The sequence below is a fragment of the Roseateles cavernae genome, from assembly GCF_040187885.1.
GTDB lineage: Bacteria > Pseudomonadota > Gammaproteobacteria > Burkholderiales > Burkholderiaceae_C > Roseateles_E > Roseateles_E cavernae.
In genome coordinates, this window is sequence record NZ_JBDPLH010000001.1 from 1270821 (window position 1) to 1285538 (window position 14718).

The 14718-nt window shown below is 68.2% G+C and carries 17 protein-coding genes; 3 read left to right on the plus strand and 14 right to left on the minus strand.

Features of this window, described 5'->3' with window-relative positions:
• Position 1: 1 nt before the first annotated feature.
• Positions 2–808, minus strand: coding sequence for a 4-hydroxy-tetrahydrodipicolinate reductase (gene dapB / locus ABGI63_RS06000; RefSeq protein ID WP_349741518.1), 807 nt, complete (start codon positions 806–808; stop codon positions 2–4).
• Complete coding sequence (locus ABGI63_RS06005; protein WP_349741519.1) at positions 805–1368, minus strand: outer membrane protein assembly factor BamE; 564 nt, start codon at positions 1366–1368, stop codon at positions 805–807. The genes dapB and ABGI63_RS06005 overlap by 4 nt, the downstream gene beginning before the upstream one ends.
• 94 nt (positions 1369–1462) lie before the next feature.
• On the opposite strand from ABGI63_RS06005, the gene fur reads away from it, so the two are divergent.
• Positions 1463–1891: a ferric iron uptake transcriptional regulator gene (gene fur, locus ABGI63_RS06010; RefSeq protein ID WP_349741520.1), complete on the plus strand. Its 429-nt coding sequence runs from the start codon at positions 1463–1465 to the stop codon at positions 1889–1891.
• A gap of 12 nt (positions 1892–1903) precedes the next feature.
• Here fur and hprK read toward each other — a convergent pair whose 3' ends face one another.
• The 3 genes from hprK to hpf all read right to left on the minus strand — a co-directional run bounded on the left by hprK (position 1904) and on the right by hpf (position 3934).
• Positions 1904–2863 carry an HPr(Ser) kinase/phosphatase gene (hprK, locus tag ABGI63_RS06015; protein WP_137942679.1) on the minus strand — a complete coding sequence of 320 codons (960 nt, stop codon included), beginning with the start codon at positions 2861–2863 and terminating at the stop codon, positions 1904–1906.
• Between the two features lie 15 nt (positions 2864–2878).
• Complete coding sequence (locus tag ABGI63_RS06020; RefSeq protein WP_137942680.1) at positions 2879–3349, minus strand: PTS sugar transporter subunit IIA; 471 nt, start codon at positions 3347–3349, stop codon at positions 2879–2881.
• A gap of 243 nt (positions 3350–3592) precedes the next feature.
• A complete protein-coding gene (hpf, locus tag ABGI63_RS06025) occupies positions 3593–3934 on the minus strand; it encodes a ribosome hibernation-promoting factor, HPF/YfiA family (RefSeq protein WP_137942681.1) in 342 nt (113 codons plus the stop codon).
• Between the two features lie 472 nt (positions 3935–4406).
• On the opposite strand from hpf, the gene corA reads away from it, so the two are divergent.
• Complete coding sequence (corA, locus tag ABGI63_RS06030; protein WP_266007215.1) at positions 4407–5381, plus strand: magnesium/cobalt transporter CorA; 975 nt, start codon at positions 4407–4409, stop codon at positions 5379–5381.
• Here corA and ABGI63_RS06035 read toward each other — a convergent pair.
• Positions 5374–6780, minus strand: a complete 1407-nt coding sequence (locus ABGI63_RS06035) for an HAD-IB family phosphatase (protein ID WP_349741521.1) — start codon at positions 6778–6780, stop codon at positions 5374–5376. The two genes, corA and ABGI63_RS06035, sit on opposite strands and share 8 nt — an antisense overlap.
• Positions 6781–6880: 100 nt before the next feature.
• On the opposite strand from ABGI63_RS06035, the gene ABGI63_RS06040 reads away from it, so the two are divergent.
• The gene (locus ABGI63_RS06040; RefSeq protein WP_349741522.1) at positions 6881–7720 is read left to right on the plus strand and encodes a universal stress protein; all 840 of its coding nucleotides are present in this window, start codon (positions 6881–6883) and stop codon (positions 7718–7720) included.
• A gap of 4 nt (positions 7721–7724) precedes the next feature.
• Here ABGI63_RS06040 and ABGI63_RS06045 read toward each other — a convergent pair whose 3' ends face one another.
• Genes ABGI63_RS06045 through ABGI63_RS06080 form a run of 8 tightly spaced genes read right to left on the minus strand, consistent with a single transcriptional unit; the run spans position 7725 to position 14525 of the window.
• Complete coding sequence (locus ABGI63_RS06045; protein WP_349741523.1) at positions 7725–8144, minus strand: nuclear transport factor 2 family protein; 420 nt, start codon at positions 8142–8144, stop codon at positions 7725–7727.
• On the minus strand, positions 8145–8930 hold the full coding sequence (locus tag ABGI63_RS06050) for an SDR family NAD(P)-dependent oxidoreductase (RefSeq protein WP_349741524.1): 786 nt from the start codon (positions 8928–8930) through the stop codon (positions 8145–8147).
• A gap of 3 nt (positions 8931–8933) precedes the next feature.
• A complete protein-coding gene (locus tag ABGI63_RS06055) occupies positions 8934–9476 on the minus strand; it encodes a DUF3833 domain-containing protein (protein ID WP_349741525.1) in 543 nt (180 codons plus the stop codon).
• The gene (locus ABGI63_RS06060) at positions 9461–10714 is read right to left on the minus strand and encodes an MFS transporter (protein ID WP_349741526.1); all 1254 of its coding nucleotides are present in this window, start codon (positions 10712–10714) and stop codon (positions 9461–9463) included. The genes ABGI63_RS06055 and ABGI63_RS06060 overlap by 16 nt, the downstream gene beginning before the upstream one ends.
• Entirely contained in the window at positions 10711–11223 is a 513-nt protein-coding gene (locus ABGI63_RS06065; protein ID WP_349741527.1) for a chalcone isomerase family protein, read from the minus strand. Before ABGI63_RS06065 ends, ABGI63_RS06060 begins: the two co-directional genes overlap by 4 nt.
• 1 nt (position 11224) lies before the next feature.
• A complete protein-coding gene (locus ABGI63_RS06070) occupies positions 11225–12439 on the minus strand; it encodes a class I SAM-dependent methyltransferase (RefSeq protein WP_349741528.1) in 1215 nt (404 codons plus the stop codon).
• 11 nt (positions 12440–12450) lie between these two features.
• Positions 12451–13212 (minus strand): DUF1365 domain-containing protein, encoded by a 762-nt coding sequence (locus ABGI63_RS06075; RefSeq protein ID WP_349741529.1) that lies wholly within the window; start codon positions 13210–13212, stop codon positions 12451–12453.
• Positions 13209–14525: an NAD(P)/FAD-dependent oxidoreductase gene (locus tag ABGI63_RS06080; protein WP_349741719.1), complete on the minus strand. Its 1317-nt coding sequence runs from the start codon at positions 14523–14525 to the stop codon at positions 13209–13211. Before ABGI63_RS06080 ends, ABGI63_RS06075 begins: the two co-directional genes overlap by 4 nt.
• Between the last annotated feature and the right edge of the window lie 193 nt (positions 14526–14718).

The following is a 14718-nucleotide window of genomic DNA, read 5'->3' on the forward strand; positions in this document are numbered from 1 at the left end:
ATCAGTGTTTCAGGCCCAGCACATCGTCCATGCCGTACAGACCCGGCCCGTTGGCGGCCAGGAAGCGCGCCGCGCGCAGGCTGCCCTGGGCATAGGTGACGCGGCTGCTGGACTTGTGCGTGACCTCGATGCGCTCGCCGATGCCGGCGAACAGCACCGTGTGGTCGCCGACGATGTCGCCGCCGCGCACGGTGGCGAAACCGATGGTGGAGGGATCGCGCTCGCCGGTCACGCCCTCGCGGCCATAGACGGCGCAGTCCTTCAGGTCGCGGCCGAGCGCGGCGGCCACCACCTCGCCCATCGCCAGCGCCGTGCCGCTGGGGGCATCGACCTTGTGGCGGTGGTGGGCCTCGATGATCTCGATGTCATAGCCCTCGTTGAGCGAGCGCGCGGCCAGGTCCAGCAGCTTCAGCACCACGTTGACGCCGACGCTCATATTCGGCGCCATCATGATGCCGATATGGCGGGCGTGCTCGCCGATCGCGGCCTTCTGCTCGGGGCTGAAGCCGGTGGTGCCGATCACGGCCTTGACGCCCAGCTCGCGGCACAGGGCCAGATGGGCCATCGTGCCCTCGGGGCGGGTGAAGTCGATCAGCACATCGGCGCCGGCCAGGCCCTGGCGCAGGTCGGCGGTGATCAAGGTACCGCTGGCCTGGCCCAGCCAGGCGCTGGCGTCCTGGCCCAGGGCAGGGCTGTCGGCGCGGTCCAGCGCGCCGCTGAGCTGGCAATCGGGGGCGTTGACGACGGCCTCGATCAGCATGCGGCCCATGCGCCCGGAGGCGCCGGCGATCGCGATCTTCAGGCTCACGAGCGCGGCTCCAGCGGCGGGTAGCTGCGCACCGGGCCGACCGGCTCGATCGCGGTGGCCTCGGGCTTGGGCGGGATCGGCAGCGCCTTGCGCTCGTCCTCGGTCAGCGCCAGCTTGGGCACGGCCCGGCCGGGCTTGAAGGTATTGATCGAGGCGATGAACTCGTTCTCGCCCGGCAGGTCCTCGGGCACGTCCAGCGACTTCAGGCGGTCGCCGTCGAACCAGGCCACCAGATGGCGGGCCTGATGCGGCGCGCCCTGGCGGCGGATCGAGAAGGCGTAGTCCCAGCGGTTGTCGTGGAAGACGTCGGTCAGCAGCGGCGAGCCCAGCAGATCGCGCACCTGGGCCCGGCTCATGCCCGGCTTGACCCGCGCCACCTGCTCCTTTGTCAGCACATTGCCCTGCACCACCTCGACGCGGTAGGGCGTCACCAGGCCCAGCACCTTGTCACCGGCCACCGAGGGGAACACGTCCAGCGAGGGCAGGGACGGCAGCTGGGCACAACCTGCCAGCAGGCTCAGCAGGGCGAGCGGAATGGCGTGACGAGAGATTGCTTGCATATCTTTAAGGCCTGGGGGCGCTGGTCGCCCGGAGCTGGCTATGATTGGCGCATTCTAGCGGCAGGCCCATGGCGGGCTGGCCCACACCGAAGCGATGAACCGCACCGACGAGATCAAGAACAGCGGCCTGAAGGCGACGCTGCCCCGTATCAAGATTCTGGAGATCTTCCAGAAGACGGCGCAGCGCCATATGACGGCCGAGGATGTCTACAAGGCCTTGCTGACCGAAGGCGCCGATATCGGCCTGGCCACGGTCTACCGGGTGCTGACCCAGTTCGAGCAGGCCGGCCTGCTGTCGCGCAATCACTTCGAGTCCGGCAAAGCGGTGTTCGAGCTCAACGAAGGCCATCATCACGACCATCTGGTCTGCCTGACTTGCGGCCGTGTCGAGGAGTTCTTCGATGCCCAGATCGAGGAGCGCCAGCACGCGATCGCCAAGGACCGGGGCTTCGAGCTGCAAGAGCATTCGCTGGCGCTTTACGCGTCCTGCATCAAGAAGAACTGCCCGCACCACCGCAGCTGAGGCTGCCGCCGCTCAGTCTTCGCTCTGCCCGCCCTCGATGGCGCGCTGGTGGCGCTCGACGAACTCGCGGTAGGTGTCGATGCCGCGCAGCTGCAAGATCGTGTTGCGCACCGCCGCCTCGACCAGCACGGCCAGATTGCGGCCGGCGTCCACCGCGATCACCACCTTGCGCACCGGCATGCCCAGCACCTCCTCGTACAGGGGCTCGTAGGGCAGGCGCTCGAAATCGCGCTCCATCGTTTCCTTGCGGACCAGGTGCACGATCAGCTTGAGCCGCATCTTGCGGCGCACCGCGGTCTCGCCAAAGATGGCCTTGATGTCCAAGAGGCCGATGCCGCGCACCTCCAGCAGATTCATCAGCAGCTCGGGGCAGCGGCCCTCGATCGCGGTCTGCGCGATGCGGAAGAAGTCCACCGCATCGTCGGCCACCAGGCCGTGGCCGCGCGAGATCAGTTCCAGCCCCAGCTCGCTCTTGCCCAGGCCCGATTCGCCGGTCAGGAGCACGCCCAGGCCGAGGATGTCCATGAAGACGCCGTGGCGGGTCGTGCGGTTGGCACAGACATGGGCCAGATAGGCGCGCACCAGATCGATCACATGGCCGGCCGATTCGGTGGTCACGAACAGCGGGATCTCGGCGCGGTCGCACATGGCCACCAGTCGGTCCGGCGGCGGCTGGTCGTCGGCCACGATGATGACCGGCGGCTCCAGCGTCACGATGCGGGCGATGCGGCGGTCCAGCACCTCGCCCGAGGCCTGGCTCAGATAGGCCACCTCACGGCGGCCGACGATCTGCACCCGGTAGGGATGGATGTAGTTCAGATAGCCGACCAGGTCGGCGGCGGACTGCGCGTCGCGCAGCGCGGCCTCGTCGAAGCGGCGTTCCGGATGGGCGTGGCCGGCGATCCATTCCCAGCGCAGGGCCTCGCGGTGCTCTTCAAAGAGCCGGTCTGCGCTGATCGAGGTGGCTTTCACTAAATCGGCGAATCGTCAGGCCACGGACTTCAGCGGTTCCCATTCCGAGATCAGGCGATGCACCGCGCTGGCCTCGGTCTCGGTCTTCAGGCGTTCGCGCAACTCGCGGTCGGACAGCATCTCGGCGATCTCGGACAGGATTTCCAGATGCCGCTGCGTCGCCGCCTCGGGCACCAGCAAAAAGATCAAGAGGCTGACCGGTTCATCGTCCGGGGCGTCGAAGCCGATGGCCTGCTGCACGCGCAGCACGGCGGCCAGCGGATTCTTCAGGCCCTTGATGCGGCCATGCGGGATGGCCACGCCATGGCCCAGACCGGTCGAGCCCAGGCGCTCGCGGGCGAACAGGTTGTCGGTGACCGAAGCTCGGGAGATCGCGTGATTGTTTTCAAACAGCAGGCCTGCCTGCTCAAAAACGCGCTTTTTGCTGGATGCGTCCACATTCACCAGCACATTGCTGGCCGGCAGGATAGCGGCGAGACGGTTCATCGTGTCACAGCGCCGATTACGGCTGATAGGCCTTGGGCGAGACGCTTGTTCGGTAGCTAGGGAGGGGATTATAGGAAGGCGCACAAGTCCTGTGGGCCCCGCAGTTCGGGGCGGGGTGCAGTATTGCGCGATTTTGCGGCGGCGCAGCAACAGCCTTGTGCGCATACCGAATTGGGTCTGCTGCGCCCACAAAAAAGCGGCCCGCAGGCCGCTTTCGTCGAGGGCGCTAGGCCCTGTGGCGCTTCAGGGTGCGCCGATTTCAAGCCGCTTGGCCGAGGCGTGGTGGTGATCCTGCACCCGGTCCTTGTGACGGCATACCTGACGATCCAGCTTGTCCATCAATTGGTCAATCGCGGCATAAAGATCCTCATGAGACTGCTCAACGAAAATATCGCGTCCCTTCACATGGACGGTCACTTCGGCCTTCTGCCTGCGTTCCTTCTCCTTTTGCTTTTCCACCATCAGCAAGACGTTGATGTCGACGACTTGATCGAAATGGCGGGTCACCCGGTCTAGCTTGGTGAGTACGTACTCACGAAGGGCCGGCGTGACTTCAAGATGATGGCCGCTGATAGTCAGGTTCATAGAGCCTCCTTTCACAGGGTGGACAGGGAACACGGAGTCGGGGAATAGACAGGGATGTCAGGGATCAGGGTTCGGGAGATGGGGGGTGGGGAGGGGTAGCAGAGGTGGGGTTGAGAAACTGCAGAGGGCGAAATCAGTGTGCGCCCGATGCGCTTGTGTGACAAGCGTTTGACATGAATGCCCGAGGCTTTCGCAGTGCCGAGCCCCGGCGGGACCAAAGCTGTGCTTCAATGCGCTGTTGGCTTGCTGCGGCCAATGTCGCGATGTGATAATCACAGCACCCAATCTCTGGAGTTTTCCTTGGACAGCGATCACCCTCGGTGACCGTCCCTCCAGTGCCTGCAGCCCGCCGCGTCCTGCTCTTGCAGACGCAGCCGCCAGTCCGGAGTGAGACGGGACCCCTTATCCCTATCCGGATGGCGACCATGCCGTCCCCCGCTATGACGGCGCAGCGGCGCTGGAGATCTGTTGCATGCTCAATGTGTTCACCTTGGACAATGGCCGCCTGAAGGGCGGGCTGTTTCAGGAAGAAATCGAAAGTCCCGAGGCCCTGGCCCAATCGCGTCCGGTATGGGTCGATCTGGAAAGCCCCAGCGTCGAGGAAAAGGGCTGGATACGCGACCGTTTCGGCCTGGTGATCCCGGAGAACATCGTCGATGACGATCTGGAGGAGTCGGCGCGTTTCTACGAGGAAGACAACGGCGAGTTGCATATCCGCTCGGACTTCCTGATCGATGACGACGAGACACCGCGCAATGTGCGGGTCGCCTTCATCCTGTTCAACAACGTGCTGTTCTCGGTCCATAACGAGGACCTGCCGGTGTTCCGGCTGCTGCGCCTGCGCGCACGCCGCATCCCGGCGCTGATCGAGGATGCCAAGGATGTGCTGCTCAAGCTCTACGACGCCGACGCCGAGTACTCGGCCGATGCGCTGGAAGGCATCTACGACAGCCTGGAGAAGGTCAGCGCGCGGGTCTTGAAGAAGGACGTCAACGATGCCGAGGCCGGCGAGGTGCTGGCCGCGATCGCGCGCGAGGAAGACCTGAACGGCCGCATCCGCCGCAATGTGATGGACACGCGCCGCGCGGTCAGCTTCATGATGCGCAGCCGCATGCTCAATGCCGAGCAGTTCGAGGAGTCGCGCCAGATCCTGCGCGACATCGACTCGCTGGACTCGCACACCGCCTTCCTGTTCGACAAGATCAACTTCCTGATGGATGCCACCGTCGGCTTCATCAACATCAACCAAAACAAGATCATCAAGATCTTCTCGGTGGCCAGCGTGGCCCTGCTGCCGCCCACGCTGATTGCCAGCATCTACGGCATGAATTTCAAGTACATGCCCGAGCTCGACCAGGCCTGGGGCTACCCCTTCGCGCTCGGGCTGATGCTGGCCTCGGTGGCCGCACCCTTCATCTACTTCCGCCGCAAGGGCTGGCTCAGGTAGTCGCCGCGCCCAGCAGCGCGTCGCTGACTTCGCCAAGCCGCTGCACCTCGGGCCAGGGACCGCGGCGCAGGTCCTCGTGCTTGGGCGCGATCGTGAAGCCGGCATCGGCGCCGGCCAGCATCGGCACATCGTTCAGGTTGTCGCCGACGGCGGCGATGAACAAGTTGCCGGGCCGCGCCTGGTCGCGCAGATGGCGCAGCACATTGGCCTTGCTGACAAGCTCGGGGCTCGGTGAGTCGCCGTGCCGGAAGGCCGGATTGATGCGCACGGTGCCGGTGCTGATCTCGTTGCCGAAGCTCATGAAGTGGGCGATCGCGAAATCGGCGAAGACGCGCCGGCGCACGATGTCGGCGGCGATGAAATAGCTGTCGCTGACCACGCCCACCAGCCAGCCCTCGCGGCGCAGGCGCTTGATCGCCTCGACCGCATCCTCGCGCAAGGGCAGCGCCCGCGCCACTCTCAGGAAGTCGCGCTGGTGCACGAACTTGAAGACCTGGGCGATCGAGTCGCTGCGGGTCGAGGCGTCGATGTCATGGCGGTCCAGCCAGTGCGCGAGCTCGGCCTCGCGCCCGCTGTGCTTGGCCATCGCCTCGACGAAGCGGCCCTCGATCAGCGTGCCGTCCATATCGAACAGCGCGACCTTGTCGGCGCTGGCCAGGCGTCGGGCGACATGCTCGAAGGTGCCGCGCGACTGGCGCTCGACCTCCTCCAGCTCCAGGAACTGTTCGAAGGAGAAGCGGTTGCTGGCCTTGGCGCGGTGCATGATGGCGCGGCTGACCTGCTGGGCCATCAGCGAGAGCCGGTCCAGCGGCTGGCTGTCATTGACGATCTCGCCGATCTCGACCTCGACCACGCGCGCGCCCTTCAGATGCGCATCGATCAGGATGCCGACATCGACGCCGTAGTCGTCGTCCAGCGTCAAGGTGCGCAGCAAGGCCGTCGTGCCGGCGATGATGCCGCCCAACGGCTGAACGAAATGCGCGAGTTCGGGGAAGAACACCCGCAGCAGCGGCTTGGCCGTCAGCTCGGTGACGCGGCCGCCGCTGCGCGAAAAGCGGGCCTTGACCAGATCGGCCGCGCCGTCGGCCAGCGGCGCGGTCATGCGCTCGACCAGGTCGTCGCGCAGGCCGCTCAGATCCGCATCCAGGAACAGCACCCAGGGGGTATCGATCAGCGCCAGTCCATCCACCATCGACGCACCCTTGCCCAGCAGGCTGCTGGTCACGACGCGGGCGCCGGCGGCCTGGGCCCGCTCGACGGTCGCATCGATCGAGCCATCGTCGATGACGAGCACCTCGACATCGGGAGCCTGCCGACGCACCACGGCGATGACCTCGGCGATATGGCGCTCTTCGTTGAGGGCCGGGATCACGACGCTGAGCTTGCGGTTTTTCTCCATGGTCCGAGTTTGACATGGTCGCTGTCTGGGGATGCCGACCCTATCATCGTCACATGCCGTCAACCGCGTGGAGTCACAAATGGACACAAGGATCCGGTCAATGGTGGTTCATGTCTCCGACAGCCCGCGCATGCCGCAGGTGCTGGCGCTGGCCCGCAGGCTGGCCGAGCTGCATGGCGCACGGCTGAGCGCGATCCATGCGGTGGCGCCCAGCGCCTCGGGCGCCTATATCTCGCCCGAGGCCTCGAGCCTGGCGGTGCAGCTGCGTGGCGATACCGACAAGGCCCGCCAGCAGCGCGCGGCCGATCTGGTGGCGGCGGCCGGCGGCGAGATCGCCTTCGCCAGCGTGATGAGCGATGCGGCCACCGAGATGGTGCAGGCGGCGCGCAGCAGCGATCTGCTGGTGATGGGCCAGCAGGAGCCCGGGCAGCAGCACGGCCTGCCCGAGGGCCTGGTCGGCCGCCTGCTGGTCTCCGGCGCCTGCCCTATCCTGTTCGTGCCCTATGTGCACGAGACGCCGCGCTGCGGCGAGCGGGTGCTGGTGGCCTGGCGTGACTCGCGCGAGAGCGCGCGGGCGCTGCGCGATGCGCTGCCCTTGCTGCGGCGCGCCCAGCGGGTCGAGCTGGTGCGTTTTGCCGAGAGCGAGCTGGCCGGACCCGAGCCGCTGCTGCGCGCCCAGGCCTATCTGCGCCTGCATGGTGTCGAGGCCGAGCTCAAGGTCTTGCAGCGCAGCGAGCCCTCGCTGGGCGAGCGCCTGATCTCGCCGTGGACGCCGGATGCCTCGGTGGCCGAGGCCTTGCTGTCACAGGCGGCGGACAGCGACGCCGATCTGATCGTGATGGGCGGCTTCGGCCACACCCGGCTGTGGGAGCTGGTGCTGGGCGGCGTCACGCGCACGATGCTGGAGTCGATGACGGTGCCGGTGCTGATGTCGCACTGAAGCGCTACGAGGCGCGCAGTCGGCGCTTGATCAGGCGCAGCAGGGCGCCGACCAGCGGCAGCTTCTCGTACAGCTCCTCGGCGGCGTCCCAGTAGTCGCGGTGGTAGACGACCCGGCCGTCGCTGCCGAAGCGCAGGTGGCTGCTGCCGTGGATGCGCTGGGCGCGGCCGCGCAGGGCGAACTCGAAGTCCCAGCTGAGAAAGCACTGATCGGCCTCCACCAGCGTCTCCAGCACCTTGAAGCGAGGCCTCTCGAGCGCTTCGAACATATGGCTGAAGATCGCCTGGATCGCGCGCAGGCCGTGCACCTCGTTGAAGGGGTCGCGGAAATAGGCGGCCTCGTCGTAGTGCCGGCCCAGCCGCGCGATGTCGGTGGGCTGCAGCTGTTCGAACAGCGTGACGATGGCTTGGGCGCGTGGGTCCATTCAGAGTCCGGTGGCGCGGCGCACCGCGCGAAAGTAAAGACTGTAGGGCAGCAGGCGCAGCAGCTTGAGCCACAGCGTGAAGCGCTTCGGGAAATGGATCTCGAAGCGCCCGTCGGCCCAGCCGTCCAGCATGGCCTGCGCGGCCTGCTCGGGGCTCAGCAGCGCCGGCATGTGGAAGTCGTTGCCGGCGGTCAACGGGGTCGCGACAAAGCCGGGATGCACGACCGAGACGCCCAGGCCTTCGGGGGACAGGTCTTGATAGAGCGCCTCGGCCAGATGGGTCAGCGCCGCCTTGGCCGGACCATAGGCCATGGACTTGGGCAGCGCGCGGTAGCCGGCCACGCTGGAGACCAGGCTCAGATGCCCGCCCCGGCCGGCCCGGGCCTGGCGCAGCAGCTGGGGCAGCAGCGCATCGAGCAGGTTCAGCGCGCCGACATAGTTGATCTGCAGATGGCGCACGGCCTCGTCGAGCCCGAACTGCTGGGCCCGCATTGCCTGGTAGTGGCCGGCGCAGAAGATGCAGGCATCGATCTGCCCATGGCTGGCCTGCAGCTGGGCCACGGCCGCACGCAGGGCCGCTGCGTCCTGCACGTCCAGCGGCAGCGCGGTGCTGCCGGGGTGGGTCTGGACGAACTCCAGCAGCAGCGCTGCCTGGCGCGCCGAGACCACCACGCGCGCGCCGGCGCCGTGCAGGACCTCGGCCAGCGCCCGGCCGATGCCGCTGGAGGCGCCGACGATCCAGGCGGTCCTGCCCTGCCAGTGCTGCAGCTTGGGATTGAGCGACATGGCTCAGCGCTTCTGGAAGGACAAGGTCACCTCGCCCAAGCGCACACCGAACTTGCTCATCTGCGCCTTGTTCAGCATGACCTTGTCATCGATCAGATACATCCAGTCGTCGAAATCGACCTCGTAGACCGTGCCGTCGACCGGCAGCCGCAGCGTGTAGCTCCAGCGCAGCGCATTGCCGGCCGCCTCGCCGCGCGCCTCGCCCACCACATCGTCGGCCCGCCCGCTGTAGCGGCCGCCGCCCAGATGGCGCAGCCGCCAGACGCGGCGCTCGGTCTTGCCGTCGCTGTACCTGAAGTCCTCTTCCAGCAGGCCCTCGTCGCCCTGCCAGCTGCCTTTCAGATCGACGGTGAAGCGGCGCTGCACCTTGCCGGCGCGGTCGGTGAACACGCCATGCGCCAGCAGCGGGCCGTTGAAGTACTGCCGCAGGTCCAGCGTCGGCGTCTGGCCGGCGTAGTCGGCCGGCGTCGGGGCCGAGGCGCAGCCGGCCAGCAGCAGGGCGCCGGCAAGGACGAGAAGATGACGGCGATTCAGTTCGGGGCGCATGAAACAGCCTCCTGCTCGGGTTTGATGATCAGTACGTAAAGCGCGCCAGCGGCGGCCAGCTTCAGCGCGCAGGGCAGCAGGCAGTAGGCCCAGCTCAGGGCCTGCAAGGCGGCGGGGTCGCGCTGGCCCGGCGCATAGCCCAGCCATTGCAGCAGCGGCAGGGCCAGGCCGGCGGCCAGCGCCAGATTGAGCTTGTTGGCGAAATTCCACCAGCCGAAGAACACGCCCTCGGCCCGGCCGGTCAGGCCGGCGCCTTGCACCACGCCGGCCAGCAGCGCGCCGGGGATGGCCAGATCGGCGCCCAGCGCCGCACCGCTGGCCAGGCAGACCAGCACAAAGCCCAGCTGATCGCCGGTGGCGAGGCTGCTTGCCCAGGCAAAGCTCAGTACCGCCAGCAGCATGGCCGCCAGCCAGGCGCGCGCCCGGCCCAGCCGGGCCACCACGCGCAGCCACAGCGGCATCGACAGCGCGGCGGCCACGAAATAGCTGGCCAGATACAGCCCCTCGGCCGCCGGCGTCTGCAGGCGGTCGCGCACAAAGAACAGCAGCAGCGTCGCCGGTATCGCGGCGGCAATGCCGTTGAGCAGGAAGACCAGCAGCAGCCGGCGAAAGCCCGGCGTGCGCCAGGCCAGCGCCAGCCCCTGCTCGGCCGCGCTGTGCTCGCTGGCGCGTGCGCGCGGTGCCCGCAGCAGCAAGGCCAGGCCCAGCAGCAGGCCCAGCGCCAGCGCCGCGCTGGTCCAGGCCATGCCGAGCAGCGAGGGCAGCAGGCTGGCGCTGATCACGCCGGCCAGCGCCAGGCCTTCGCGCCAGGCCACGACGCGGGTCTGCTGCAGGCCGTCGCCGCCCAGCCGCGCGCCCCAGGCCTGGTGCATCACGGCCAGCACGCTGTAGCCCAGATAGCTCAGCACCAGCGTCGCCGCACACCAGCCCAGATAGCCGGCCTGGCTCAGTGCCGGCGGAAAGAACAGCAGCACGAAACCCAGGGCCAGCAGCAGGGCCGCCACCGCCATCGGCGCCAGCGGGCTGCGCCGGTTCAGCCAGCGGTCGGCCAGCCGGCCTATCCAGGGGTCGACCAGGGCATCGAACAGCCGGGCGCCCAGCAGCACCGCGCCCAGCGCGGCCAGCGCCACGCCGTACTGCTGCGCATAGTGGGCCGGCAGGGTCACGTAGAGCGGCAGCGCGACAAAGGCCAGCGGGAAGCCTAGCGCCCCGTAGCGCAGGCCGTCGAGCGGCTTCATGAGCCGGGGCCCAGCAGCCGGCTGCGCAGCGCCGGCTCCGAGGTCTGCGGCGCCAGCCAGATGCCGAAGAACAGGCGGCTGAACAGCGGGTCGGCGATGCGGCGCGACAGCGTGCCGTTGACGAAGAAGTCGGCCCCGACCTCGGGCTCGTGCCGGCCGCTGATGCGGTCGCCGGCCTTGACATCGGGGAAGGCGGCTTCCATCTCGGCCAGCCAGCGATTGGCCGTGGCCTCGTCAATCGTCTGCTGGCGGCGCATCTCGAGCAGCGAGCGTTTGGCGATCTCGGCGCCCTTCAGGCTGCGCGCGTACTCCAGCTCCAGCGCCAGCGGCGCGGTCCACCACTGCGGCCCCGGCCGGCTCGTGGCCCAGAGCCGGATGTCATAGACCAGCAGGCCGAAGAAGCGCATCTGGCCCTGGCCCTGCAGCTTCCAGCCGGGCAGCTCGGCGGGCTGGGCCTGGGCGGCCAGCGGCAGCGCGATCAAGGCCAGTGAGGCGAGGCGGCGGTCCATCTCAGTCCCTGAGCAGGGTGAACTGCATCACATCGGTGCTGCCGGTCGCAAAAGCCGCCTCGCAGTAGGCGAGGTAGAACTCCCACAAGCGCATGAAGCGGGTGTCGAAGCCCTGCTTGCGCACCTCGGCATCGCGCTGCATGAAGTCTTCGCGCCAGCGCCGCAGCGTCTCGGCATAGTCGGCGCCGAAGGCCAGCTCCTTGACGACGCGCAGCCCCGCCTTGGCTGCCTGGGCGCGGAACTGGCTCGGGCTGGGCAGCATGCCGCCGGGGAAGATGTATTGCTGGATGAAGTCGCTGGAGCGGGTGTAGCGCTCGAACAGGTCGTCGCGGATCGTGATGCTCTGGATGCAGGCGCGGCCGCCGGGCTTGAGCTTGTCGTGCACGCATCTGAAGTAGCCCTCCCAGTACTCGCGACCGACCGCCTCGAACATCTCGATCGAGACGATGGCATCGAAGGCCGGATCGGCGATGTCGCGATAGTCCTGGAAGCGCAGCTCGGCGGCCAGGCCGGCGCGCTGCAGCCGGTCCTGCCCCCAGGCCAGCTGCTCGCTGGACAGCGTGACGCCGGTCAGCTTCGCGCCGAAGTCACGCGCCGCGCATTCGGCCAGCGCGCCCCAGCCGCAGCCGATCTCCAGCACGCGCTGGCCTGGCAAGACCTGGCACTCGCTGAGCGCGCGGCGCATCTTGGCCTGCTGCGCCTCGGGCAGCGCCCGGCGCCGGTCGCCCTCGAACCAGGCGCTCGAGTAGTTCATCGTCGGGTCCAGCCAGAGCCGGTAGAAATCATTGCCGAGGTCGTAATGGGCGTGGATGTTCTTGCGGCTGCCGGCGCGGTTGTTGCGGTTGAGCCAGTGCTTGAGCCGGTAAGCCAGCGCGCCCCACCAGCGGCCGTAGACCACGGCCTCCAGCGCCTCGCGGTTGCGGATGAAGAGTGCCATCAGCGCGCACAGATCGGGCGTGCTCCAGTGGCCGGCCACATAGCTCTCGGCGAAGCCGATGTCGCCGCTTCTCAGCGCGGCGCCGCAGACGGCCCAGTTGCGGATGCGCAGCGCGGCGCGCGGGCCTTCGGCGCCGCCGAAGTGCGCCGAGCTGCCGTCGGGCAGTTGCACATCCAGGCTGCCGTGCTGCAGCCGGGCCAGCAGCTTGAACACGGTGCGTGCGGCTGCGGGCGCGCTGTCCGGCAGGCTGATCGAGGAGGTGAGCGTGGAGGAGTTCATGGACGGGCTGCTTAGCGGGTCAGAAACTGGGTCGGTGCGGCGGGTTTGCCGAAGAAGGGGATGCGCTTGAGCCACAGGCGCAAGGCCTGCCAGTGGATGCGGGCCATCAGCATCAGGCTGAAGGCCGGTTGGGCGAAGAAGGCCGCGCGCGCGCTGCAGCGGGTCAGCGGCTGCAGCTGGCCGGAGATGCTGGTCGTCAGCAGCGGCCCCTGCTCATCCTCATGCGCGATGCGTGCGACCGTGCGCATGCCGGCGTGCAGGAAGCGGAAGCGGTAGCGGCCCGCGACCCGGCAAAAGGGCGAGACATGGAAGACCTTGGCGGCGCTCAGCTCGCGGCCATAGGCCAGCTCGGGCCCGGCCAGCAGATAGCAGTGGCGCTCGCCGAAGGTGTTGTTGACCTCGACGACGATGGCGACCAGGCTCTCGTCCGCACGGTGGCAGTACCAGAAGCTGACCGGCTTGAAGGCATAGCCCAGCACGCGCGGGAAGCAATGCAGCCAGACCTCGCCATCGGCATCCGTGATGCCCTCGCTGGCCAGCAGCCCATCGAGCCAGGCCAGCGCGTCGGGGCCAGCGTCGCCATGGTCGGCATCGTGAAAGCTCAGCCAGCCCCAGCTGTTGCGGTTCAACGCCGTGCAGGCCTGCGCGCGCAGCGCGCGCATCGGCAGCATCAGGAAGTAGCTGGCATAGCTGAAGCGATGCGGCCGCGGGCGCAGCCGGCCGTGGTGCACCGGGCCGCGTGCAATCAGGGCCTGGGTCGGCCAGGTCTTCATGCGCCTGCCCTGGGTGTGTCGGCCCAGCTGGCCATCAGGCGCTGCGCCACGGTCAGGCCCGAGAGCAGGCCGTCCTCGTGGAAGCCGTAGCGCGTCCAGGCGCCGCAGAACCACAGTCCGCCCTGGCCCTGGATCTCGCCCAGGCGTTGCTGGGCCCGGGTGGCGGCATGGTCGAAGACCGGGTGCGCATAGTCGTACTCGCCCAGCACCTGCTCGGTCCGCGGCTCGCGCACCGGATTCAGCGAGACGATGACCGGCTGGCGCCAGGGCAGGGGCTGCAGCCGGTTGATCAGATAGTGCAGGCAGACGGCCCGCTGTTCCTGCCGGCCGCCGCCATGCTCGTAGTTCCAGGCCGCCCAGGCCCGGCGGCGGCGCGGCAGCAGCGCGCTGTCGGTATGCAGCACGGCGCGGTTGCGGTGATAGCCGATCGCGCCGAGGATCTGGCGCTCGGCCTGGGTGGCCTCGCTGAGCAGGCGCAGCGACTGGTCGCTGTGCGTGGCCAGCACCACCGCGTCGAAGCGCTCGCTGCCATGCGCGGTGGCCAGCTGCACACCGCCGTCGGGCAGGCGGCGCAGCGCGCCGACGGGCGTGTTGAGGCGGCGGTCGGCAATGCGCGGCAGCAGCCGGTCGACATAGTGGCGGGCGCCGCCGCGCACCGTGAACCATTGCGGCCGTTTCGTCACCTGCAGCAGGCCGTGGTTGTGGCAGAAGCGTATCAGCGTGCTGATCGGAAAGCTCAGCATCTGCGCGGTCGGGCAGGACCAGATGCAGGCGACCATGGGCAGCAGATACCAGTCGCGGAACTCGGGGCCGAAACGCTGTTCGTCGAGGAAGGCGGCGATCGGCTGGGCCAGCGCGGCCTCGCTGCCTTGCTCGGCGAGCGCTGTCGTCAGCTGGTTGAAGCGCAGCAGGTCCTTGAGCATGCGCCAGAAGCCCGGCCGCGCCAGATTGCGGCGCTGCGCGAACACGGTGTTCAGATTGCTGCCGCTCCACTCGAGATCCTGGTCCGGCAGCTGCACCGAGAAGGACATCTCGCTGGCCACCGTCTGCACGTCCAGCTGCGCGAACAGCTGGATCAGCAGCGGATAGGTGCGCTCGTTGAAGACCAGAAAGCCGGTGTCGACCGCGCAGTGCTGCCGCTCCAGCTCGACGTCGACGCTGTGGGTGTGGCCGCCGAAGTAGTCACCGGCCTCGAACAGGCTCACCTGGGCCTGGCTGCTCAGCGCCCAGGCGGCCGACAGCCCGCTGATGCCCGAGCCGACCACCGCGATGCGCCGCTGCGAGCCGGCCGGCGCGGCGCCGGGCTGGCTCAGGCCGGCGAGAAAGGGGGCCAGTGTCTCGGCGTGGGCGGCCGCGCCCAGCCGCTGGCGCCGCAAATGAAGAGGGCTTCCGCCTGCGACGGAAGCCCCGGACATAAAAGAGGTTGCAAGACGCCCCGAAGCCAACGAGGGAGGGAGGGAGGAGGAGGAGAAGGGCTCCGGGATTTCGACCTCTTCGCAGAGGCGA

Coding starts and splice junctions, on each gene's coding strand:
- ABGI63_RS06005 (WP_349741519.1), bottom strand. CDS start 1,368: ATGCAAGCAATCTCTCGTCACGCCATTCCGCTCGCCCTGCTGAGCCTG.
- fur (WP_349741520.1), top strand. CDS start 1,463: ATGAACCGCACCGACGAGATCAAGAACAGCGGCCTGAAGGCGACGCTG.
- ABGI63_RS06020 (WP_137942680.1), bottom strand. CDS start 3,349: ATGAACCGTCTCGCCGCTATCCTGCCGGCCAGCAATGTGCTGGTGAAT.
- hpf (WP_137942681.1), bottom strand. CDS start 3,934: ATGAACCTGACTATCAGCGGCCATCATCTTGAAGTCACGCCGGCCCTT.
- corA (WP_266007215.1), top strand. CDS start 4,407: ATGCTCAATGTGTTCACCTTGGACAATGGCCGCCTGAAGGGCGGGCTG.
- ABGI63_RS06035 (WP_349741521.1), bottom strand. CDS start 6,780: ATGGAGAAAAACCGCAAGCTCAGCGTCGTGATCCCGGCCCTCAACGAA.
- ABGI63_RS06040 (WP_349741522.1), top strand. CDS start 6,881: ATGGTGGTTCATGTCTCCGACAGCCCGCGCATGCCGCAGGTGCTGGCG.
- ABGI63_RS06045 (WP_349741523.1), bottom strand. CDS start 8,144: ATGGACCCACGCGCCCAAGCCATCGTCACGCTGTTCGAACAGCTGCAG.
- ABGI63_RS06050 (WP_349741524.1), bottom strand. CDS start 8,930: ATGTCGCTCAATCCCAAGCTGCAGCACTGGCAGGGCAGGACCGCCTGG.
- ABGI63_RS06055 (WP_349741525.1), bottom strand. CDS start 9,476: ATGCGCCCCGAACTGAATCGCCGTCATCTTCTCGTCCTTGCCGGCGCC.
- ABGI63_RS06060 (WP_349741526.1), bottom strand. CDS start 10,714: ATGAAGCCGCTCGACGGCCTGCGCTACGGGGCGCTAGGCTTCCCGCTG.
- ABGI63_RS06065 (WP_349741527.1), bottom strand. CDS start 11,223: ATGGACCGCCGCCTCGCCTCACTGGCCTTGATCGCGCTGCCGCTGGCC.
- ABGI63_RS06070 (WP_349741528.1), bottom strand. CDS start 12,439: ATGAACTCCTCCACGCTCACCTCCTCGATCAGCCTGCCGGACAGCGCG.
- ABGI63_RS06075 (WP_349741529.1), bottom strand. CDS start 13,212: ATGAAGACCTGGCCGACCCAGGCCCTGATTGCACGCGGCCCGGTGCAC.